Annotated in this window: 18 protein-coding genes; 6 read left to right on the top strand and 12 right to left on the bottom strand. The window is 59.4% G+C overall.

Annotated elements, in window-relative coordinates; translation table 11 throughout:
* Positions 1-79 precede the first annotated feature (79 nt).
* The 6 genes from odhB to sdhC form a co-directional block, all read right to left on the bottom strand.
* Positions 80-1303, bottom strand: a complete 1224-nt coding sequence (odhB, locus tag CRX69_RS07080; RefSeq protein WP_047230487.1) for a 2-oxoglutarate dehydrogenase complex dihydrolipoyllysine-residue succinyltransferase — start codon at positions 1301-1303, stop codon at positions 80-82.
* 42 nt (positions 1304-1345) lie between these two features.
* A complete protein-coding gene (locus tag CRX69_RS07075) occupies positions 1346-4177 on the bottom strand; it encodes a 2-oxoglutarate dehydrogenase E1 component (RefSeq protein ID WP_047230488.1) in 2832 nt (943 codons plus the stop codon).
* Between the two features lie 262 nt (positions 4178-4439).
* Positions 4440-5144, bottom strand: coding sequence for a succinate dehydrogenase iron-sulfur subunit (locus tag CRX69_RS07070; RefSeq protein WP_047230491.1), 705 nt, complete (start codon positions 5142-5144; stop codon positions 4440-4442).
* 11 nt (positions 5145-5155) lie between these two features.
* Complete coding sequence (gene sdhA, locus CRX69_RS07065; protein ID WP_047230489.1) at positions 5156-6928, bottom strand: succinate dehydrogenase flavoprotein subunit; 1773 nt, start codon at positions 6926-6928, stop codon at positions 5156-5158.
* Positions 6929-6931: 3 nt separating this feature from the next.
* Positions 6932-7300, bottom strand: coding sequence for a succinate dehydrogenase, hydrophobic membrane anchor protein (sdhD, locus tag CRX69_RS07060; RefSeq protein ID WP_047230490.1), 369 nt, complete (start codon positions 7298-7300; stop codon positions 6932-6934).
* The gene (gene sdhC / locus CRX69_RS07055) at positions 7294-7668 is read right to left on the bottom strand and encodes a succinate dehydrogenase, cytochrome b556 subunit (protein WP_024780620.1); all 375 of its coding nucleotides are present in this window, start codon (positions 7666-7668) and stop codon (positions 7294-7296) included. The genes sdhD and sdhC overlap by 7 nt, the downstream gene beginning before the upstream one ends.
* A 364-nt stretch (positions 7669-8032) precedes the next feature.
* Here sdhC and gltA point away from each other — a divergent pair, with 364 nt between their 5' ends.
* A complete protein-coding gene (gltA, locus tag CRX69_RS07050; protein WP_003204440.1) occupies positions 8033-9322 on the top strand; it encodes a citrate synthase in 1290 nt (429 codons plus the stop codon).
* 267 nt (positions 9323-9589) lie between these two features.
* On the opposite strand, the gene CRX69_RS07045 is transcribed toward gltA, so the two are convergent.
* The 3 genes from CRX69_RS07045 to CRX69_RS07035 all read right to left on the bottom strand — a co-directional run bounded on the left by CRX69_RS07045 (position 9590) and on the right by CRX69_RS07035 (position 12718).
* The gene (locus CRX69_RS07045) at positions 9590-11248 is read right to left on the bottom strand and encodes a cation acetate symporter (protein WP_047229598.1); all 1659 of its coding nucleotides are present in this window, start codon (positions 11246-11248) and stop codon (positions 9590-9592) included.
* A complete protein-coding gene (locus CRX69_RS07040; RefSeq protein ID WP_047229599.1) occupies positions 11245-11556 on the bottom strand; it encodes a DUF485 domain-containing protein in 312 nt (103 codons plus the stop codon). Before CRX69_RS07040 ends, CRX69_RS07045 begins: the two co-directional genes overlap by 4 nt.
* 307 nt (positions 11557-11863) lie before the next feature.
* Positions 11864-12718 carry a glycine betaine ABC transporter substrate-binding protein gene (locus CRX69_RS07035; RefSeq protein ID WP_107321776.1) on the bottom strand — a complete coding sequence of 285 codons (855 nt, stop codon included), beginning with the start codon at positions 12716-12718 and terminating at the stop codon, positions 11864-11866.
* Positions 12719-13158: 440 nt separating this feature from the next.
* On the opposite strand from CRX69_RS07035, the gene CRX69_RS07030 reads away from it, so the two are divergent.
* Both CRX69_RS07030 and CRX69_RS07025 read left to right on the top strand, forming a co-directional pair.
* Positions 13159-14457, top strand: coding sequence for an alpha/beta fold hydrolase (locus CRX69_RS07030; RefSeq protein ID WP_107321775.1), 1299 nt, complete (start codon positions 13159-13161; stop codon positions 14455-14457).
* Complete coding sequence (locus CRX69_RS07025; protein WP_076383809.1) at positions 14450-15238, top strand: MlaA family lipoprotein; 789 nt, start codon at positions 14450-14452, stop codon at positions 15236-15238. The genes CRX69_RS07030 and CRX69_RS07025 overlap by 8 nt, the downstream gene beginning before the upstream one ends.
* Positions 15239-15371: 133 nt before the next feature.
* Here the strand turns inward: CRX69_RS07025 and CRX69_RS07015 are convergent, their stop codons facing one another.
* The gene (locus CRX69_RS07015; RefSeq protein WP_076383808.1) at positions 15372-16286 is read right to left on the bottom strand and encodes a DUF808 domain-containing protein; all 915 of its coding nucleotides are present in this window, start codon (positions 16284-16286) and stop codon (positions 15372-15374) included.
* A 131-nt stretch (positions 16287-16417) separates the two neighbouring features.
* Between CRX69_RS07015 and CRX69_RS07010 the strand changes: the two genes are divergently transcribed.
* Positions 16418-17026, top strand: a complete 609-nt coding sequence (locus CRX69_RS07010) for a TetR/AcrR family transcriptional regulator (RefSeq protein WP_047229604.1) — start codon at positions 16418-16420, stop codon at positions 17024-17026.
* Between the two features lie 215 nt (positions 17027-17241).
* On the opposite strand, the gene CRX69_RS07005 is transcribed toward CRX69_RS07010, so the two are convergent.
* Together CRX69_RS07005 and CRX69_RS07000 are read right to left on the bottom strand one after the other, a co-directional pair.
* Positions 17242-17700: an REP-associated tyrosine transposase gene (locus CRX69_RS07005; RefSeq protein ID WP_047229658.1), complete on the bottom strand. Its 459-nt coding sequence runs from the start codon at positions 17698-17700 to the stop codon at positions 17242-17244.
* 211 nt (positions 17701-17911) lie between these two features.
* Positions 17912-18349 (bottom strand): GlcG/HbpS family heme-binding protein, encoded by a 438-nt coding sequence (locus CRX69_RS07000; protein ID WP_047229605.1) that lies wholly within the window; start codon positions 18347-18349, stop codon positions 17912-17914.
* Between the two features lie 266 nt (positions 18350-18615).
* Here CRX69_RS07000 and gcl point away from each other — a divergent pair, with 266 nt between their 5' ends.
* Positions 18616-20391: a glyoxylate carboligase gene (gene gcl, locus CRX69_RS06995; RefSeq protein WP_047229606.1), complete on the top strand. Its 1776-nt coding sequence runs from the start codon at positions 18616-18618 to the stop codon at positions 20389-20391.
* 137 nt (positions 20392-20528) lie between these two features.
* Positions 20529-21311, top strand: coding sequence for a hydroxypyruvate isomerase (hyi, locus tag CRX69_RS06990; RefSeq protein ID WP_047229607.1), 783 nt, complete (start codon positions 20529-20531; stop codon positions 21309-21311).
* The last annotated feature ends 123 nt before the right edge of the window (positions 21312-21434 follow it).

The following is a 21434-nucleotide window of genomic DNA, read 5'->3' as shown; positions in this document are numbered from 1 at the left end:
GTCACTTGTGGAGACCGTCGTGGGACGAAACCGGTTATTTCAGCAAGAGGCCGGTCAACCGACCGGCCCTTGCGGCGAATCAGATATCCAGCAGCAGACGAGCCGGATCTTCAAGCAGGTTCTTGATGGTTACCAGGAAAGTCACGGCTTCTTTACCGTCGATCAGACGGTGATCGTAGGACAATGCCAGGTACATCATCGGACGAATCACGACCTGACCATTGATCGCCATCGGGCGTTGCAGGATGTTGTGCATGCCCAGGATCGCCGCTTGTGGCGGGTTGACGATCGGGGTCGACATCATCGAACCGAATGTACCACCGTTGGTGATGGTGAACGTACCGCCGGTCATCTCTTCGATGGACAGCTTGCCGTCACGGGCTTTCTTGCCGAAGGTGGCGATGCCGCCTTCGATTTCAGCCAGGCTCATCAGTTCGGCGTTACGCAGGACCGGAACCACCAGGCCACGGTCGCTGGAGACCGCGACACCGATGTCGGCGTAACCGTGGTAAACGATGTCGGAACCGTCGATCGACGCGTTGACGGCCGGGAAGCGCTTGAGTGCTTCAGTGGCAGCCTTGACGAAGAACGACATGAAGCCCAGGCGTACGCCGTTGTGGCTCTTCTCGAACAGGTCCTTGTACTTCGAACGCAGGGCCATGACTTCGGTCATGTCGACTTCGTTGAAGGTGGTCAGCATCGCCATGTTCGACTGGGCTTCAACCAGACGCTCGGCAACCTTGGCGCGCAGGCGGGTCATCGGAACGCGTTTTTCAACGCGATCACCGGCAGCGAACACCGGAGCGGCAGCGGCAGGCGCGGCAGCCTTGGCTGGCGCAGCGGCCGGAGCGGCTTTCTTGGCGGCAACCGCTGCAACCACGTCTTCCTTGGTCACACGACCACCCTTGCCGGTGCCGGCAACGGAAGCGATGTTGATGCCATTCTCTTCAGCCAGCTTGCGAGCAGCAGGAGCGGCGACTGGATCGTCTTCGCCGCCAGCGGCAGGAGCAGCAGCCTGAGCGGCGGCCGGTGCGGCAGCAGCAGCCGGAGCAGCGGCAGCAGCGCCGCCCGCTTCGATGGAGCCCAGCACTTCGGCCGACAGAACGGTGTCGCCTTCGTTCTTGACGATGGCGCCCAGGACGCCGTCAGCTTCGGCCAACACTTCCAGGACAACTTTGTCGGTTTCGATGTCGACGATCAGTTCGTCGCGCTTGACCGCGTCGCCCGGTTTTTTGTGCCAGGTGGCAATCGTGCCATCGGCAACCGATTCCGGGAAAGTGGGGGCTTTGATCTCGATAGCCATTATCTGTGGTTCCTTAAATTCGGTTTCAGGTGCGCGAAGGCATTAAACGGTAAAGGCATCTTGCAGCAGTTGTTCCTGCTGCTCGGCGTGCATCGATGCATAACCACAAGCAGGTGCAGCAGAAGCGTCACGGCCGGCGTACTCAAGTACGAGCGACTTGTCGTGAGCGCTGATGATGCGGCGCATGTGATGTTGACTGCAGTACCACGCACCCTGGTTCATCGGCTCTTCCTGGCACCAGACGATGTGCTTCAGGTTTTTGTACGGAGCCAGGATTTCGACCAGGTCGTCCTCCGGGAACGGGTACAGCTGCTCGAGACGCACGATGGCGATATCGTCACGGCCTTCGGCACGGCGTTTTTCCAGCAAGTCGTAATAGACCTTGCCGCTGCACAGAACCACGCGACCGACGTTGGCCGGATCCTGAGCGTCGATTTCCGGGATAACGGTCTGGAACGAGCCTTCGGCCAGATCTTCCAGAGTCGAGATCGCCAGCTTGTGACGCAGCAATGACTTCGGTGTCAGCACTACAAGCGGCTTGCGCAGCGGGCGAATCACCTGACGGCGCAGCAAGTGGTAGATCTGAGCCGGGGTCGTCGGTACGCACACCTGGATGTTGTGCTCGGCGCACAGCTGCAGGTAACGCTCCAGACGTGCCGAAGAGTGCTCCGGCCCCTGCCCTTCATAACCGTGTGGCAACAGCATGGTCAGACCGCAGAGACGGCCCCACTTGTGCTCGCCGCTGGTGATGAACTGGTCGACAACCACCTGGGCACCGTTGGCGAAGTCGCCGAACTGGGCTTCCCAGATCACCAGCGCATTCGGCTCGGTGGTGGAGTAGCCATATTCGAACGCCAGGACGGCTTCTTCGGACAGCAGCGAGTCGTACAGGTCGAAACGTGGCTGGCCTTTGTACAGGTGTTGCAGCGGGATGTAGGTGCTGGCGTCTTTCTGGTTGTGCAGCGCCGCGTGACGGTGCGAGAAAGTGCCGCGGCCTACGTCCTGGCCGGTGATGCGCACAGGGTGACCTTCGAACGCCAGGGTCGCGTATGCCATGGTTTCGGCATAACCCCAGTTGATCGGCAGGCCGCCGGCTTGCATCTTCTGCCGGTCTTCGTAGATTTTCGCGACCTGACGCTGGACCACGAAGCCTTCCGGAATTTCCAGCAGCTTGGCGGACAGTTCCTGCAAGGTCTTGAGATCAAAACGGGTGTCGTGACGAGCGGTCCAGGCATGACCCAGATACGGGCGCCAGTCCACGAACAGCTCTTTGTTCGGCTCTTTGACCAGGCTTTTTACAACATGCAGGCCATTGTCCAGGGCATTGCGATATTCATCGACTTTTTCCTGGACGCGCTCAGCGTCCAGCACACCGCTCTGGGTCAGGCGCTCGGCATACAGCTCACGGGTGGTGCGCTGCTTGGCGATCTGCTGGTACATCAGAGGCTGGGTGCCGCTTGGCTCGTCGGCCTCGTTGTGGCCGCGACGACGGTAGCAGACCAGGTCGATCACCACGTCACGCTTGTACTGCATGCGGTAGTCAATGGCCAACTGGGTCACGAACAGCACGGCTTCCGGGTCATCGCCATTCACATGGAGAATCGGTGCCTGGATCATCTTCGCAACGTCGGTGCAGTACTCGGTGGAACGCGAGTCTTCCGGGTTGCTGATGGTGAAGCCGACCTGGTTGTTGATCACCAGGTGAATGGTACCGCCGGTCTTGAAGCCGCGAGTCTGCGACATCTGGAAGGTTTCCATGACCACGCCCTGACCTGCGAATGCAGCGTCACCGTGGATGGAAATCGGCAGGACTTTTTCGCCAGTCGGGTCGTTGCGACGATCCTGACGGGCACGGACCGAACCCTCGACCACCGGAGAAACGATTTCCAGGTGGGACGGGTTGAAGGCCATCGCCAGGTGAACTTCGCCACCGGTGGTCATCACGTTGGACGAGAAACCCTGGTGATACTTGACGTCACCGGAGCCCAGCTCGACCTTCTTCTTGCCTTCGAACTCGTCGAACAGCTCGCGCGGGTTCTTGCCGAAGGTGTTGACCAGCACGTTCAGACGGCCGCGGTGGGCCATGCCGATGACGACTTCCTTGGTGCCGTAGGAACCGGAGCGCTGGATCAGTTCGTCCAGCAGCGGGATCAGGCTTTCGCCACCTTCCAGGCCGAAACGCTTGGTGCCCGGGTATTTGGTGCCCAGGTACTTTTCCAGGCCTTCGGCGGCAGTGACGCGCTCGAGCAAGTGGCTCTTGACGTCAGCGGAGAAGGTCGGACGGCCACGAACGCTTTCCAGACGCTGCTGGAACCACTGGCGCTGCTCGGAATCGACGATGTGCGTAAATTCGGCACCGATGGTGCGGCAATATGTCTGCTGCAACGCTTCGTGAATTTCGCGTAGGCTCGCTTCCTCTTTGCCGATGAACAGGTCGCCGGCACGGAAGGTCGTATCAAGATCGGCATTGGTCAAGCCGTAATGAGTGATCGACAGGTCTGCAGGTGCAGGACGCTGCCACAGCCCCAGCGGGTCCAGCTGGGCTGCCTGGTGGCCGCGCATCCGGTAGGCCTGGATCAGTCGCAGCACTTCAACTTGCTTCTTCTCGTGCTCACTGCTCACGCTGCCGGCAGACACCGGTTGAGCGCGGCGCTGGTTCTTTGCCAGCAGCACGAAATGATCGCGAATTGTCGAGTGCGAAACATCAGTGGCAGAGTTACCGTCAGCCGGCAACTTCTGAAAGTAGGTGCGCCACTCTTCTGGCACAGCGTTAGGGTCGTGCAGGTAGAGCTCGTAGAGCTCTTCCACATAGGCAGCGTTACCACCGGAGAGGTGGGCACTGTTCCACATGCGCTGCATCACGCTTTCTTGCATGCTTGGTCACCCTCGATTTGGGGAACACCATCGGCGAAAACACCGAGCAAACTTGCAGAAGTCCGAATGCAGCGACCAAAACAAGCCACTTAGGATCACGCTGATAGTCCGGGTACCAACCCGGATGCCCCTGCTTGTCTCATTTCTTCAAAATAAGAACTGCCGCTTTGTGAGCGGCGGTTCTGGTTATAGCCAGGACGCGGGTTGAAGCCCACGCCCCGACCTGTACGGGTACAGCGGTTCTACGGGTACAGCAGCTGAATCACACGCCGCTTTGCAGCAGCATGTTACGTACGTGACCGATGGCCTTAGTCGGGTTCAGGCCTTTCGGGCAGACGTTGACGCAGTTCATGATCCCGCGGCAGCGGAATACGCTGAACGGGTCATCCAGTGCAGCCAGACGCTCGGACGTCTTGGTGTCGCGGCTGTCTGCCAGGAAGCGATACGCTTGCAGCAGAGCGGCCGGGCCCAGGAATTTGTCCGGGTTCCACCAGAAGGATGGGCACGAGGTCGAGCAGCAGGCGCACAGGATGCACTCGTACAGACCGTCGAGCTTTTCACGCTCTTCCGGGGACTGCAGACGTTCGATGGCCGGAGCCGGCGAATCGTTCTGCAGGAATGGCTTCACCTTCTCGTATTGCTTGTAGAAGATGCTCATATCGACGACCAGGTCACGAATAACCGGCAAACCTGGCAGCGGACGAACGATCAGCTTGTTGCCCTTGACCACGGCGGACAGCGGCGTGATGCACGCCAGGCCGTTCTTGCCGTTGATGTTCATGCCGTCGGAGCCGCAAACGCCCTCGCGGCAGGAACGACGGTAGGAAAAACCTTCGTCCTGCTCTTTGATCAGGGCCAGCACGTCCAGCACCATCAGGTCTTTACCACCGGTATCGACCTGGAAATCCTGCATGAACGGCGCGGCGTCCTGATCAGGGTTGTAGCGATAAACACTGACTTGCAACATGGCGGCCACCCTTAGTAAGTCCGGATCTTGGGTTCAAACGTCGGAACGGTCTTCGGCGAGAAGTTCACCGCACGCTTGGCGACACGTTTTTCACCCGGGAAGAACAAGGTGTGGCACAACCAGTTTTCGTCATCACGGTCTTCAAAGTCTTCGCGGGCATGGGCACCACGGGACTCTTTGCGCACTTCTGCCGCGATGGCGGTGGCTTCGGCCACTTCCAGCAGGTTCTGCAGTTCCAGCGCTTCGATACGTGCAGTGTTAAACGCCTGCGACTTATCGTTGATCTTCACGTTGGCGATTCGTTCACGCAATTGAGCCAGCTGAGCGATACCCTTCTGCATGTACTCGCCGGTACGGAACACACCGAAGTAGTTTTGCATGCAGTTTTGCAGCTCGCGACGCAGGGTCGCCACGTCTTCGCCTTCGGTACGCTCATTCAGAGCGGACAGACGCGCCAGGGCGGCTTCGATGTTGGCGTCGGTGGCATCGTCATACTCGATACCCTCGGTCAGCGCTTTTTCCAGGTGCAGGCCGGCAGCGCGACCGAATACCACCAGGTCGAGCAGCGAGTTGCCGCCCAGACGGTTGGCACCGTGAACCGATACGCAAGCCACTTCACCCACTGCGAACAGGCCAGGGATGATTTCGTCCACGCCTTCGGCGTTCTGGGTGATCGCCTGGCCGTGAATGTTGGTGGCAACGCCGCCCATCATATAGTGGCAGGTTGGAACTACTGGAACCGGCGCAACGACAGGGTCGACGTGAGCGAAGGTCTTCGACAGTTCGCAAATGCCTGGCAGACGGCTGTGCAGCACTTCCTCGCCCAGGTGGTCGAGCTTGAGCATCACGTGGTCGCCATTCGGACCGCAACCGTTGCCGGCGATGATTTCTTTCACCATCGAACGGGCAACTACGTCGCGACCGGCAAGGTCTTTGGCGTTCGGAGCATAACGCTCCATGAAACGCTCGCCGTGCTTGTTGATCAGGTAACCGCCTTCACCGCGGCAACCTTCGGTGACCAGTACACCGGCGCCGGCGATGCCGGTCGGGTGGAACTGCCACATTTCGATGTCTTGTACCGGCACGCCAGCACGCAGCGCCATGCCGACACCGTCACCGGTGTTGATCAGGGCGTTGGTGGTGGACGCGTAGATACGGCCGGCACCGCCAGTCGCCAACACGGTAGCCTTGGCGCGGATGTAGGTGGTTTCGCCGGTTTCGATGCAGATCGCGATCACACCGACGAAAGCGCCATCCTGGTTTTTCACCAGGTCAACGGCGTAGTACTCGTTCAGGAACGTGGTACCGGCTTTCAGGTTGCCCTGATAAAGGGTGTGCAACAGTGCGTGACCGGTACGGTCGGACGCCGCGCAAGTACGCGCAGCCTGGCCGCCCTTGCCGTAGTCCTTGGACTGACCGCCGAACGGACGCTGGTAGATACGGCCGGTTTCGGTACGCGAGAACGGCAGGCCCATGTGGTCCAATTCGAAAACCGCAGCCGGACCTTCCTGACACATGTATTCGATAGCGTCCTGGTCACCGATGTAGTCGGAACCCTTGACGGTATCGTACATGTGCCAGCGCCAGTCATCGTTCGGGTCAGCCGAAGCGATGGCACAGGTGATGCCGCCCTGGGCGGAAACAGTGTGCGAACGGGTCGGAAAAACCTTGGTGATCACGGCAGTCTTGTGACCGCCCTGTGCCAGTTGCAGCGCAGCGCGCATGCCGGCACCGCCGCCACCAATAATGATGGCGTCGAAAGAAATCGTAGGAATGTTAGCCATGAATCAGATACCCCAAAGAATCTGCACACCCCAGACGAAGTACGCAAACATCGCGACGCCGCATACTGCCTGGAAGAGGAAACGTACGGCAGTCGCCGACTTGCCGAACGCCATCGGCGTCAGGTAGTCGGTCGCGATGGTCCACATGCCGACCCAGGCGTGAGCGCCCAGTGCGACAAGCGACAGCAGACTGAAGATACGCATCCAGTTGTTTGCGAACAGTTCGTGCCATTGGGCATAGCCAAGGCCAGGGTTTGCTACGACATATCCGATCAGGAAAATGAAGTAAGCCGCGAGAACGACCGCAGACACACGCTGCGCCATCCAGTCATAGAGGCCCGAACGGGAAAGGTTCGTGACGTTGGTTACCATATCCAGACTCCTGCCAGAACGATTACCACCACGGAAACGGCGATAACGATTTTCGAGCCCAGCTTGCCGCCTTCCAGCGTCTCACCGATGCCCATGTCCATGATCAAGTGGCGCACACCGGCAACCAGGTGATACAGCAAGGCGGACAGGATGCCCCAAATCACTAGCTTGGCTAGCGGACTGGTCAGACACGCTTTCACCTGACCGAAGCCTTCTTCCGAGTCGAGCGACTTGTCCAATGCATAAAGCATGATGGCCAGGCTGACGAAGAGAATGACACCGGAGATACGGTGAAGAATGGACGTGTAAGCAGTGACTGGGAGTTTGATGGTCCTTAGGTCTAGGTTTACAGGTCGTTGGCTTTTCACGGCTTTTTTTCACACTGAAGAGCCCCTAACAATCAGGGCAAAGTTGTTGGGGCGCGCACTGGTCAGGTACTCACCACCCAGGGAGTGACGACCCCCAAGAAAGCAGGCCCAAAAGCCCCTGGCGGTCGGTGGCCGAGTATAGACAGTTAGGCTACTAATGACAACGCGTTCACCTTCCCCTAATAGCGCATTGCACATATGAAGCAAAAGGCGTAAACGGCAGGCAATTTCGCGGAAAAAGTCCGGTTAAAGCCTTCTGGAGCAAGACTTTAGGCAAATTGACATTCGAATTTATCTCACTATAGTGGTGCGGGCCCTGCGTGGGGGGTCTGTCTGATGATTCCAAGCATTAATAGGAGGCCACATGGCTGACAAAAAAGCGCAGTTGATCATCGAGGGCGCAGCCCCCGTCGAGCTGCCCATTTTAACCGGCACCGTTGGTCCCGATGTAATCGACGTACGGGGCCTGACGGCCACGGGCCGTTTCACCTTTGACCCGGGTTTCATGTCGACCGCTTCGTGCGAGTCGAAAATCACCTATATCGACGGCGACAACGGCATCCTGCTGCACCGCGGCTACCCGATCGAACAACTGGCTGAAAAGTCGGACTACCTGGAAACCTGCTACCTGCTGCTCAACGGCGAGCTGCCAACCGCAGAGCAAAAGGCCCAGTTCGTCAGCACCGTGAAGAACCACACCATGGTTCACGAACAGTTGAAGACCTTCTTCAACGGCTTCCGTCGCGATGCCCACCCGATGGCCGTCATGTGCGGCGTTGTCGGCGCCCTCTCGGCCTTCTACCACGACTCCCTGGACATCAATAACCCCCAGCATCGCGAAATCTCCGCGATCCGCCTGGTGGCAAAGATGCCGACCCTGGCAGCCATGGTCTACAAGTACTCCATGGGCCAGCCCATGATGTACCCGCGCAATGACCTGACTTATGCAGAAAACTTCCTGCATATGATGTTCAACACCCCGTGCGAGATCAAACCGATCAGCCCGGTGCTCGCCAAGGCCATGGACCGGATCTTCATCCTCCACGCCGACCACGAGCAGAACGCCTCCACGTCCACCGTGCGCCTGGCCGGCTCCTCGGGTGCCAACCCGTTCGCCTGTATCGCCGCCGGTATCGCCGCACTCTGGGGCCCAGCCCACGGCGGTGCCAACGAAGCGGTATTGACCATGCTCGATGAAATCGGCGATGTCTCGAACATCGACAAGTTCATCGCCAAGGCCAAGGACAAGAACGATCCGTTCAAGCTGATGGGCTTCGGTCACCGGGTCTACAAGAACCGCGACCCGCGCGCCACCGTCATGAAGCAGACCTGCGACGAAGTGCTCAAGGAACTGGGGATCAAGAACGATCCGCAACTCGAACTGGCCATGCGCCTGGAAGAGATCGCCCTGACCGACCCGTACTTCATCGAACGCTCGCTGTACCCGAACGTCGACTTCTACTCGGGGATCATCCTCAAGGCGATCGGCATTCCAACCAGCATGTTCACCGTGATCTTCGCCCTGGCGCGGACCGTGGGCTGGATCTCCCACTGGAAGGAAATGCTCTCCAGCCCGTACAAGATCGGCCGCCCGCGCCAGTTGTACACCGGCTACGAGTCGCGTGACATCACCCAGCTGGAAGACCGCAAGTAAGACCTGCCTTGCGATAGGTCCCAAGCTGCACCGAAACGGCCCCCGCTTCTTATATAAGAGCGGGGGCCGTTTTGTTTGTGCCCCTCCCCATCTTCTTCGCCCGGTCCGGCGTCATCGCGAGCAGGCTCGCTCCCACATTGAAATGCACTCCCCCTGTGGGAGCGAGCCTGCTCGCGATTAGCGGCCGGCCTGCCGCCCCTTAAACCCAACACAAAAAAATACCCCAGCCTCTCGACCGGGGTATTTCTTCAAGCACTTCTCGCTACATCAATGGTTAACCGCCCCACTCGCCCCCAGACCAGTCTGCGAACGCACAAACTGCGGGAAGAACAGTGCACGCTCGTTCACGCCTTCAGCCGACTTGTCGGTGACGGAGAAGAACCAGATGCCGACGAAGGCAATGGCCATCGAGAACAGCGCAGGGTATTCATACGGGAAGATCGCCTTCTCGTGACCCAGGATCTGCACCCAGATGGTCGGACCGAGCACCATCAGGCCCACGGCACTGACCAGGCCCAGCCAGCCGCCAATCATGGCGCCACGGGTAGTCAGCTTCTTCCAGTACATCGAGAGCAGCAGTACCGGGAAGTTGCAGCTTGCCGCGATGGAGAACGCCAGGCCCACCATGAACGCGATGTTCTGCTTCTCGAACAGGATGCCCAGGCCGATCGCCAGCACCGCCAGGGCGATGGTGGTGATCTTCGACACGCGGATCTCATCCTTCTCGTTGGCTTTGCCTTTCTTGACGACACTGGCATACAGGTCATGGGACACCGCCGAGGCACCGGCCAGGGTCAGACCCGCCACTACCGCCAGGATGGTGGCAAAGGCTACGGCCGAGATGAAGCCCAGGAAGATGCTGCCACCCACCGCGTCAGCCAGGTGCACCGCCGCCATGTTGTTGCCACCCAGCAAGGCACCTGCCGCGTCCTTGAAGGCCGGGTTGGTGCTGACCAGCAGGATCGCGCCGAAGCCGATGATGAAGGTCAGGATGTAGAAGTAACCGATGAAGCCAGTGGCGTACAGCACGCTCTTGCGAGCTTCCTTGGCGTCACTCACGGTGAAGAAGCGCATCAGAATGTGCGGCAGGCCAGCGGTACCGAACATCAGCGCCAGACCCAGGGAGAACGCCGAGATCGGATCCTTGACCAGGCCACCAGGGCTCATGATCGCTTCACCCTTGGCGTGAACCTTGACCGCCTCGGAGAACAGCATGTTGAAGTCGAAGTTGACGTGCTTCATGACCATCAGCGCCATGAACGAAGCGCCCGACAGCAACAGCACCGCCTTGATGATCTGTACCCAGGTAGTGGCCAGCATGCCGCCGAACAGCACGTAGAGGCACATCAGGATACCGACCAGAATCACCGCAACGTGATAATCCAGGCCGAACAGCAGCTGGATCAGCTTACCGGCACCCACCATCTGCGCGATCAGGTAGAACGCCACCACGACCAGCGAGCCGCTGGCAGACAAGGTGCGGATCTGGGTTTGCCCCAGGCGGTAGGACGCCACGTCGGCAAAGGTGTATTTACCCAGGTTACGCAGGCGCTCGGCGATCAGGAACAGAATGATCGGCCAGCCGACCAAAAAGCCGATGGAGTAGATCAGACCGTCGTAGCCAGACGTGAACACCAGCGCGGAAATCCCCAGGAAGGACGCGGCCGACATGTAGTCACCGGCAATCGCCAGGCCGTTCTGGAAACCGGTGATCCGCCCGCCCGCAGCATAGTAGTCGGCTGCCGAGTTGTTGCGCTTGGACGCCCAGTAGGTAATGCACAAGGTCGCGCCAACGAAAGCCACGAACATGACAATGGCCGAAACGTTAAGCGGTTGTTTCTGCACGGCACCGGTCAGGGCTTCAGCCGCCCAGGCCCCCGGTGCGAAAGCTGCGATGCTCAACAGAGCCATTAGACGCCGGATCATTGCTGAGCCTCCTTGAGAATCGCATTGTTCAGATCGTCGAACTCACCGTTGGCGCGTCGCACGTAGATACCGGTCAGGATGAAGGCCGAGACGATCAGGCCGACACCTATGGGGATACCCCAGGTAATGGTGGACTCGGGCGAAATCTTGGCCCCGAGAACATGCGGCCCGTAGGCAATCAGAAGAATGAAGCCTGAATACAACCCAAGCATGATCGCCGAGAGAATCCAGGCGAACTTTTCTCTTTTTCTCACCAGCTCCTTGAAGCGCGGGCTGTTTTGAATCGAGAGGTAAATGCTGTCGTTCATTGTTTTTATCCTCGCAGCACAGATTTAATTGGAACAGCTCTACTCTATGCGGCTGAAGGCCAGGTTCCAGACGACCTTAGTATTAGAACGACATGACGTTTATCGATTGATGACGAGCACCGTTACCCCTTGTGGGAGCGAGCCTGCTCGCGATAGCGGTGGGTCTGTGGGTGCACCTGTCGAATGTACCGTCGCCATCGCGAGCAGGCTCGCTCCCACAAGGACGTGGGCGAGGCTAAAAAACGCAGGCATAAAAAAACCGCATGACGCCACGTCATGCGGTTTCGAGGATGTTAAACCGGGCGGATTACTTGCCGGTCCACTCCTTCACGCGGTCCGGGTGTTTGGCAACCCAATCCTTGGCAGCGACGTCCGGCTTGGCGCCTTCCTGAATCGCCAGCATGACCTCGCCGATTTCGTCTTTCGAGTTCCACTGGAACTTCTTCAGGAACGCGACCACTTCCGGCGCCTTGGTGTCCAGCTCCTTGCTGCCGATGCTGTTCACGGTTTCAGCCGCGCCGTAAACGCCTTTCGGGTCTTCCAGGAAGCGCAGTTTCCACTTGGCGAACATCCAGTGCGGCACCCAACCGGTGACGGCGATGGATTCTTTTTTCTTCTCGGCACGGGTCAGCTCGGCAATCATGCCGGCGCCGGAACTGGCCTTGAGTTGATACCCGGTCAGGTCGTAATCCTTGATGGCCTGCTCGGTCTTGATCATGACACCTGAACCGGCGTCGATACCGACAATGCGGTTCTTGAAGCTGTCATCGGTCTTGAGGTCGGCCACGGACTGGGCCTTGACGTACTCCGGCACGATCAGGCCGATTTTTGCATCCTTGAAGTTCGGACCGTAATCGACCACCTGATCCTTGTTCTTGGTCCAGTAGTCGCCATGGGTCACCGGCAGCCAGGCCGAGAGCATCGCGTCGAGTTTGCCAGTGGCTACGCCTTGCCACATGATCCCGGTCGCAACCGCTTGCAGCTTCACGTCATAGCCCAGTTTCTGCTTGATGACTTCGGCCGCCACATGGGTGGTCGCGACGCTGTCGGACCAGCCATCGACATAACCGATGCTCAGGGTTTTGGTTTCGGCGCTGGCCAGTGTGGAGCTGATCGCCAGTACCAGTGCGGCACCTGCGCCCAAGAGTCGTCGCATTCTCATCGTTACTTCCCCGAAAGTGCTGCGCCCGACGGATGCCGAGCGGCGTCAACGTATTGTTATGGTGCACAGCGCCCCCATCACGCTCGCCTGCAAAACCGGTTCGAACGTCAGTGGAGTACTGACTCGTTGATCATCAACCTGCGCCGATCTGGAACCTGCTCTGCCTGCGACGTTGAAGCAACGAGAAACGACATCAGAACGCCAGCTACCTGCCTTCGCCATTCGGGCCAACAAAAATGCTCTCCTGCCGGTCACGCCCGAATTCGGCAAACCGCCAGATAACTAGCCGCTACCACGCGTGACCGTGTATCTTCGCGCTACTATCGCGCCCCGTTTGTGCCTGTTTTGTGCCTGTTTTGTGCCAATCATGGCACTTGGCTTCACTTCGGCGGTCATAGCCTGCGAACTTCAATCGGCATCTTCCTTTAAGGGATCCAGTCATGCTCCATTCCTTGCGCTTCGCTGCCTTCGCCGGCGGCCTTATTCTGAGTGCGTCCGCGCTGGCGGTGGACATCGATGCCGCCAGCTATGGCTACCCCTTGACCAACCCGTTCGAGGCGACCATCGCCACTACGCCACCGGACCTGCGCCCGGAACTGCCCCCGATCGAAGATATCGACCAGGCGGACCACAGCCTGACCCTGCGCCCGGAACGCGAGTTCATCCTGCCAGACAATTTCTGGCCGGTGAAAAGCCTCACCTACCGCATGGCGACCCAGGACAAGCCCGCGCCGCTGATCTTCCTGATCGCTGGCACCGGCGCACGATACGACAGCAGCCTCAACGAATACCTCAAGCGCCTCTATTACAAGGCCGGTTACCACGTGGTGCAGCTGTCGTCGCCCACCAGCTTTGACTTCATGAGTGCCGCTTCGCGCTTCGCCACACCCGGCATCACCAAGGAAGACGCCGAAGACATGTACCGGGTGATGCAGGCCGTGCGCGCGCAGAACCCCAAGTTGCCCGTGACCGAGTATTACCTCACCGGCTACAGCCTCGGCGCCCTGGACGCGGCTTTCGTCGCGCATCTGGATGAAACCCGACGCAGCTTCAACTTCAAGAAAGTGCTATTGCTTAACCCGCCGGTCAACCTCTATACCTCGATCACCAACCTGGACAAACTGGTCCAGACCGAGGTCAAAGGCATCAACAACACCACCACTTTTTATGAGTTGGTGCTCAACAAGCTGACTCGTTACTTCCAGCAAAAAGGCTACATCGATCTCAACGATGCCCTGCTCTATGACTTCCAGCAGTCCAAGCAGCACCTGACCAACGAGCAGATGGCGATGCTGATTGGCACTTCGTTCCGCTTCTCGGCGGCCGACATTGCATTCACCTCGGACCTGATCAACCGTCGCGGCCTGATCATCCCGCCCAAATTCCCGATTACCGAAAGCACCAGCCTGACGCCGTTCCTCAAGCGCGCGTTGCAATGCGATTTCGACTGCTATCTCACCGAGCAGGTGATTCCGATGTGGCGCGCACGCACCGACGGCGGCAGCCTGTTGCAACTGATCGATCAGGTCAGCCTTTATGCGCTCAAGGATTACCTGCACGACAGTCCGAAGATTGCCGTCATGCACAACGCCGACGACGTCATCCTCGGCCCGGGCGATCTGGGCTTCTTGCGCAAGACCTTTGGCGACCGCCTGACGGTTTACCCATTGGGCGGCCACTGCGGCAACCTAAACTACCGCGTCAACAGCGACGCCATGCTGGAGTTCTTCCGTGGCTAAATATCTCCTGCTTATCGCCGCGTTAATGAGTGCTGGCATGGTCCACGCCGATAACAGCAAGGCCAACGCGCCTGTGGTGGTGGACTCCGACGGTTTCAAGGAACCGTTGAGCAAGCTCAAGTTCAACCCCGGGCTGGACCAGCGCGAATTCGAGCGCTCGACCCTCAACGCCCTGAACGTCTATGACCCGCTGGAGTCCTGGAACCGCCGCGTTTACCACTTCAATTATCGATTCGATCAGTGGGTCTTCCTGCCAGTCGTCGATGGTTACCGTTACATCACGCCAGGTTTCCTGCGCACCGGGGTGAGCAACTTCTTCAATAACCTGGGAGACGTGCCGAACCTGATGAACAGCCTGCTGCAATTCAAGGGCAAGCGTTCGATGGAAACCACGGCACGCCTGCTGCTCAACACCACCGTCGGCATCGCCGGCCTGTGGGACCCGGCCACCGCCATGGGCCTGCCGCGCCAGAGCGAAGACTTCGGTCAGACCCTGGGCTTCTATGGCGTGCCCGGCGGTGCGTATTTCGTACTGCCGATCTTCGGCCCTTCGAACCTTCGCGACACCTCGGGATTGCTGGTGGACTACACGGCTGAATCGGCGATCAACTTCCTCAACGTTTCAGAAGTCAGCGGCAACCACCCGGAACTGCTGCTCCTGCGCGCCGTGGACAAGCGCCACCAGACCAGCTTCCGCTATGGCCAACTGAACTCGCCATTCGAATATGAGAAGGTGCGTTACGTGTATACCGAGTCGCGCAAGTTGCAGATTGCCGAGTAACTCCCGGCCACCCCAAAACCCACTGTGGGAGCGAGCCTGCTCGCGATGAGGGCCTGCCATTCAACATTTATGTTGGCTGGTAGACCGCTATCGCGAGCAGGCTCGCTCCCACAGTTGTCATGTGTTGTCAGATTCAGCTTTTCAGCGCCTTCCAGACCTTGCCAACCACCATCACTCCCGCCAACACCAGCGCCCCCGCCACAATCCCGGCCACCGCATTAAGCAGCAACGGCACAATGAACCCGGCGCCGCCAGCACTGGCCGTCACACCTTCGATCCAGTGATGCACCACCGGCACGCCATGGGTCAGGATGCCGCCGCCCACCAGGAACATCGCCGCCGTGCCGATCACCGACAGGCCTTTCATCATGTAGGGCGCGGCGCGCAGGATGGCGCCACCGACGCTCTTGGCCCATTGCCCCGGCTTCTGCGTCAGCCACAACCCCAGGTCATCGAGCTTGACGATCCCGGCCACCAAACCATAGACGCCGACGGTCATGACGATGGCGATACCCGACAGCACGATCACCTGCTGGGTCAGCGGTGCATCAGCGACGGTGCCGAGGGTGATGGCGATGATTTCCGCCGAGAGGATGAAGTCGGTGCGTATCGCACCTTTGATCTTGTCCTTTTCGAAGGCCACCAGATCGACCGCCGGATTCGCCACGGCCTCGACCAGTTGCGCATGCTCGGCCTGGTCTTGCGCCTTGCTGTGAAGGAACTTGTGGGCCAGTTTCTCGAACCCTTCGAAGCACAGGTAGGCGCCCCCCACCATCAGCAGTGGCGTCACCAGCCAGGGCACGAAAGCGCTGATGGCCAACGCCGACGGCACCAGGATCAGTTTGTTGATGAACGACCCCTTGGCCACCGCCCAGACCACCGGTATTTCCCGCTCGGCACGCACGCCTGACACCTGCTGGGCATTGAGCGCCAGGTCATCGCCGAGCACGCCGGCGGTTTTCTTGGCGGCCATCTTGGTCATCAATGCAACATCGTCGAGCACTGTGGCGATATCGTCGATCAGTAACAGCAAACTGCTTCCGGCCATGGAGGAACTCCTTGAACAATAATGCTGCGCAGCATAGCGCGCCCGACGTGGCCGCGGGGCATTCTTGAGCGCTTCGCGAGGCCGGTGCTACCATGCGCAACCGCCAGAACAGGCAAGGAACCCCTGGGTTTATGAGCACTATCCGCGAGCGCAACAAAGAACTGATCCTGCGTGCCGCCAGCGAAGAGTTTGCCGACAAGGGCTTCGCGGCGACCAAAACCAGCGATATCGCGGCCAAGGCGGGCCTGCCAAAACCCAACGTCTACTACTATTTCAAGTCCAAGGAAAATCTCTACCGCGAGGTGCTGGAAAGTATCATCGAGCCAATCCTCCAGGCCTCGACCCCGTTCAACGCGGACGGCGTGCCCGGCGAAGTGCTGAGCCACTACATCCGCTCCAAGATCCGCATCTCCCGCGACCTGCCCTTCGCCTCAAAAGTCTTCGCCAGCGAAATCATGCACGGCGCCCCACACCTGAGTGCCGACCTGGTGGAACAACTCAACGCCCAGGCCCGGCACAACATCGACTGCATCCAGACCTGGATCGACCGCGGCCAGATCGCCCCCATCGACCCCAACCACCTGATGTTCAGCATCTGGGCCGCCACCCAGACCTATGCCGATTTCGACTGGCAGATCAGCGCCGTGACCGGCAAGGCGAAGCTGGATGAGGCGGATTACGAAGCGGCGGCGCAGACGATTATTCGGTTGGTGTTGAAGGGGTGTGAGGTGGATCGCTAGGCTCAGAACCGTGCCGCGGCCATCGCGAGCAGGCTCGCTCCCACAGGGGATTTTCTGTGTTCAGACATTTTGTGTCCATCACATAAACCCTGTGGGAACGGGCTTTCTCGCGCAGACTCGCCCCACAGGGTTCTGCTGTGAATGTAGATTCTGCGAGCAACCTAAATCCCTTGTGGGAGCGAGCCTGCTCGCGATAGCGGCAACTCGATTTCGAGTCAAAGCCAAATGGCATCCCACAGCGGATAATCGCCAAGCCGCTTCACGAGACCTGCCCGCAACGGGTTAGCGACGACATAGCGCGCCATTATGATCAACTCGTCTTCCCGCCGCAGTGCGCGGTCATGAAATCCTTGCTGCCAAAGGCTGACTTTATTACCCAGGCGCAGATTTACAGCTTTGGTACTCAATGATTTGATCCTTTGCATCAACTCACTCAAAGATCCCCTTCGCAACTCGATCAACCAATGGAAATGATCAGGCATGACCACCCAAGCCAATGAGTCGGCCCAGCCTTGCTCCTGAGCTTTTCGAAATTGCTCAACGACCAATCTACCCAGGATAACGTCCTTAAAAATTGGTATGCGGCCAAATGTGTTGGTGGTCAGTAAATAGACCCGACTGGATTCGGCGTAGCGACCGAGGCGCAGTCTATGTGAAGCAGGTGAACCAGGCATTCCTTGCCCCTTTGATGATTGACTCATGAAGAAGGCTAGATCTGTGCATGCCTGGATAGGAGGCAAACTTTTAGCTGGATGTGTCTGCTGGATGGCCATCGCGAGCAGGCTCGCTCCCACAGGGGATTTGCGGTGCCCATACATATTGTGTCCGCCCAAGTCCACCTGTGGGAGCGAGCCTGCTCGCGATAGCAATAGGTCAGTCAATACATCAAGCCACCCCCGCATCCGCCATCAACCCCACTCCCTCCACGGCCCTGATCGCAACCTGCTCATCAACATCCGAGGTATCGCCACTGATGCCGATGGCGCCCAGCACGCGCCCCTCCTGATCCCTGATCAACACCCCACCCGGGGCCGGCACGACGCTGCCCTGCCCCAGGCCGTTCAACGCGGCGAAGAAGGCCGGGCGTTGTTGGGCGTCCTGGGCGAGCAAGCGTGAGCCCTTGCCCAGGGCGATGGCGCCCCAAGCCTTACCGAAAGCGATCTGAGGGCGAAGCAGGCTCGCGCCGTCTTCGCGTTGCAAGGCAATCAGATGGCCGCCGCTGTCCAGGACCGCAATGGTCAGCGGTGCAGCGCTGATTTCACGGCCTGCGGCAAGGGCTTGCCCCGTCAGGCTGACGGCGACTTTCAAGGTTAAAGCGCTCATGGGTGCTGTCCTTTTTTTGTTGTGGGAAACGTTCCTGGCATTGCCTTTGGCAAAACCAGACGCAAACAATAGAACACAATGATAATATTTTTTGTATACAATAAATCCAACAACGTAACCTTATCGACGAAAAGCCACAGCATTTACGGCCTTCCGACGAATGAAACAGGTGCTTGAGGAAATGGATTGACCTGCGCCGTCCGCCGTGAATACACTCAGTGCAAAGCCACTTGTATACAATTACAAAACGTAAGAGGCACAAAATCATGAGCAAAATGAGAGCAATCGAAGCCGCCGTTCTGGTGATGCGCCGTGAAGGCGTGGACACCGCCTTCGGCATCCCGGGTGCCGCGATCAACCCGCTGTACTCTGCCCTGCAAAAGGTGGGTGGCATCGATCATGTCCTCGCTCGCCACGTTGAAGGCGCCTCCCACATGGCCGAGGGCTACACCCGCACCAAGGCCGGTAACATTGGCGTGTGCATCGGCACCTCGGGGCCGGCGGGGACCGACATGGTGACGGGGCTCTACAGCGCTTCGGCCGACTCGATCCCGATCCTGTGCATCACCGGCCAAGCGCCCCGCGCCCGCCTGCACAAGGAAGATTTCCAGGCTGTGGATATCACCAGCATCGTCAAACCGGTGACCAAGTGGGCCACCACCGTTCTGGAACCGGGCCAGGTGCCGTACGCTTTCCAGAAAGCCTTCTTTGAGATGCGCTCCGGTCGCCCGGGCCCGGTGTTGATCGACCTGCCGTTCGACGTGCAGATGGCCGAGATCGAATTCGACATCGACGCCTACCAACCGCTGCCCCTGGCCAAACCCGCCGCCAACCGCGTACAGATCGAAAAGGCCCTGGCCATGCTCGATCAGGCCGAGCGCCCCTTGCTGGTGGCCGGCGGCGGGATCATCAACGCCGATGCCAGCGAGCTGCTGGTGGAGTTCGCTGAACTGACCGGCATCCCAGTCATCCCTACCTTGATGGGCTGGGGCACCATCCCTGACGATCACCCGCTGATGGTCGGCATGGTCGGCCTGCAAACCTCCCACCGCTATGGCAATGCGACGCTGCTCAAATCGGACGTGGTGCTGGGTATCGGCAACCGCTGGGCTAACCGCCACACCGGTTCGGTGGATGTCTACACCGAAGGCCGCACCTTCATTCATGTGGACATCGAGCCGACCCAGATCGGCCGTGTGTTTACCCCCGACCTGGGCATCGTGTCCGACGCCGCTTCGGCACTGACGGCGTTCATCGAAGTCGCCCGCGAATGGCAAGCCGCCGGCAAACTGAAAAACCGCAGCGCCTGGCTGCAGGACTGCCAGCAGCGCAAGGCCAGCCTGCAGCGCAAGACCCACTTCGACAACGTGCCGGTCAAACCCCAGCGTGTGTACGAAGAAATGAACCAGGTCTTCGGCAAGGACACCTGCTACGTCAGCACCATCGGGCTGTCGCAGATCGCCGGGGCGCAGTTCCTGCACGTCTACAAACCGCGCCACTGGATCAACTGCGGCCAGGCCGGCCCGTTGGGCTGGACCATTCCGGCGGCACTGGGGGTGGTCAAGGCCGACCCGAGCCGCAAGGTCGTGGCGCTGTCGGGCGACTATGACTTCCAGTTCATGATCGAAGAGCTGGCGGTAGGCGCGCAGTTCAAGCTGCCGTACATCCACGTGGTGGTGAACAACTCCTACCTGGGGTTGATCCGCCAGGCCCAGCGCGGGTTCGACATGGACTATTGCGTGCAACTGTCCTTCGACAACCTCAACGCCCCGGAACTCAACGGTTATGGCGTGGACCACGTCGCCGTGGCCGAGGGCCTGGGTTGCAAGGCGCTGCGGGTGTTCGAACCGTCCGGCATCCAGCCGGCGCTGCGCAAGGCCCAGGAGTTGATCGAGGAGTTCAAGGTGCCGGTGATCGTCGAGATCATCCTGGAACGGGTGACCAACATTTCCATGGGCACCGAGATCAACGCAGTCAACGAATTCGAAGACCTGGCGCTGGTGGGCAACGATGCGCCGACAGCGATTTCGTTGCTCGATTGAATGCCGACGCACTCCTGTGGGAGCGAGCTTGCTCGCGATGACGGCGCTACATTCAACATGGATGCAAGCAGACACACCGCTATCGCGAGCAAGCTCGCTCCCACAGGGGGCCTGCCAACTATTTATAGGAGACCACCATGCCGCGTTTTGCAGCCAACCTGTCCATGCTGTTCACCGAGCAGGATTTCCTCGCCCGTTTCGAAGCGGCCGCCAAGGCCGGTTTCACGGGTGTCGAATACCTGTTCCCTTATGACTACAGCTCCGCCGAGCTCAAGGCGCTGCTCCAGGCCAATGGCCTGACCCAGGTGTTGTTCAACCTGCCGGCCGGCGACTGGGCCAAGGGCGAGCGCGGCATTGCCTGTCTGCCGGACCGGGTTGAAGAGTTCCGCTCGGGCGTTGACCTGGCGATCGCTTATGCCCAGGTGCTGGGCAACACCCAGGTCAACTGCCTGGCCGGCATTTGTCCGCAGAACTGCGACAAGGCCCTGGTGGAGAAAACCTTCGTCGCCAACCTGAAATACGCTGCCGAGAAGCTGCAGGCCAAAGGCATCAAGCTGGTGATGGAAGCCATCAACACCCGCGACATTCCCGGTTTCTACTTGAACAACACCGCCCAGGCCCTGTCGATCCGCGAGCAGGTGGGCAGCGCCAACCTGTTCCTGCAATACGACATCTACCACATGCAAATCATGGAAGGCGACCTGGCCCGGACCCTGTCGGCGCACCTGGGTCAGATCAACCATGTGCAACTGGCGGACAACCCGGGACGCAACGAGCCGGGAACCGGCGAGATCAACTACCGCTTCCTGTTCGAACACTTGGACCGCATCGGTTACCAGGGCTGGGTCGGCTGCGAATACAAGCCGCTGACCAGCACGGAAGCGGGTCTGGGGTGGCTGAAAAGCCATAACGCAGTCTGACCCAAAAAATCCCCTGTGGGAGCGAGCCTGCTCGCGATAGCTGTAGTCCAGCCAACCTATTCGTTGAATGTGAAACCGACATCGCGAGCAGGCTCGCTCCCACAGGAAAGCAGTCTCATTTGC

It is taken from the genome of Pseudomonas rhizophila (genome assembly GCF_003033885.1).
GTDB classification, from domain to species: Bacteria; Pseudomonadota; Gammaproteobacteria; order Pseudomonadales; family Pseudomonadaceae; genus Aquipseudomonas; species Aquipseudomonas rhizophila.
This window is presented reverse-complemented; position numbering and strand designations above follow the sequence as displayed.

Coding starts and splice junctions, on each gene's coding strand:
- CRX69_RS07045 (WP_047229598.1), bottom strand. CDS start 11,248: ATGATCCGGCGTCTAATGGCTCTGTTGAGCATCGCAGCTTTCGCACCG.
- CRX69_RS07070 (WP_047230491.1), bottom strand. CDS start 5,144: ATGTTGCAAGTCAGTGTTTATCGCTACAACCCTGATCAGGACGCCGCG.
- CRX69_RS07075 (WP_047230488.1), bottom strand. CDS start 4,177: ATGCAAGAAAGCGTGATGCAGCGCATGTGGAACAGTGCCCACCTCTCC.
- hyi (WP_047229607.1), top strand. CDS start 20,529: ATGCCGCGTTTTGCAGCCAACCTGTCCATGCTGTTCACCGAGCAGGAT.
- CRX69_RS07040 (WP_047229599.1), bottom strand. CDS start 11,556: ATGAACGACAGCATTTACCTCTCGATTCAAAACAGCCCGCGCTTCAAG.
- gltA (WP_003204440.1), top strand. CDS start 8,033: ATGGCTGACAAAAAAGCGCAGTTGATCATCGAGGGCGCAGCCCCCGTC.
- sdhA (WP_047230489.1), bottom strand. CDS start 6,928: ATGGCTAACATTCCTACGATTTCTTTCGACGCCATCATTATTGGTGGC.
- CRX69_RS07015 (WP_076383808.1), bottom strand. CDS start 16,286: ATGGCCGGAAGCAGTTTGCTGTTACTGATCGACGATATCGCCACAGTG.
- CRX69_RS07005 (WP_047229658.1), bottom strand. CDS start 17,700: ATGCCTGGTTCACCTGCTTCACATAGACTGCGCCTCGGTCGCTACGCC.
- CRX69_RS07030 (WP_107321775.1), top strand. CDS start 13,159: ATGCTCCATTCCTTGCGCTTCGCTGCCTTCGCCGGCGGCCTTATTCTG.
- odhB (WP_047230487.1), bottom strand. CDS start 1,303: ATGGCTATCGAGATCAAAGCCCCCACTTTCCCGGAATCGGTTGCCGAT.
- CRX69_RS07010 (WP_047229604.1), top strand. CDS start 16,418: ATGAGCACTATCCGCGAGCGCAACAAAGAACTGATCCTGCGTGCCGCC.
- gcl (WP_047229606.1), top strand. CDS start 18,616: ATGAGCAAAATGAGAGCAATCGAAGCCGCCGTTCTGGTGATGCGCCGT.
- sdhD (WP_047230490.1), bottom strand. CDS start 7,300: ATGGTAACCAACGTCACGAACCTTTCCCGTTCGGGCCTCTATGACTGG.
- CRX69_RS07035 (WP_107321776.1), bottom strand. CDS start 12,718: ATGAGAATGCGACGACTCTTGGGCGCAGGTGCCGCACTGGTACTGGCG.
- CRX69_RS07000 (WP_047229605.1), bottom strand. CDS start 18,349: ATGAGCGCTTTAACCTTGAAAGTCGCCGTCAGCCTGACGGGGCAAGCC.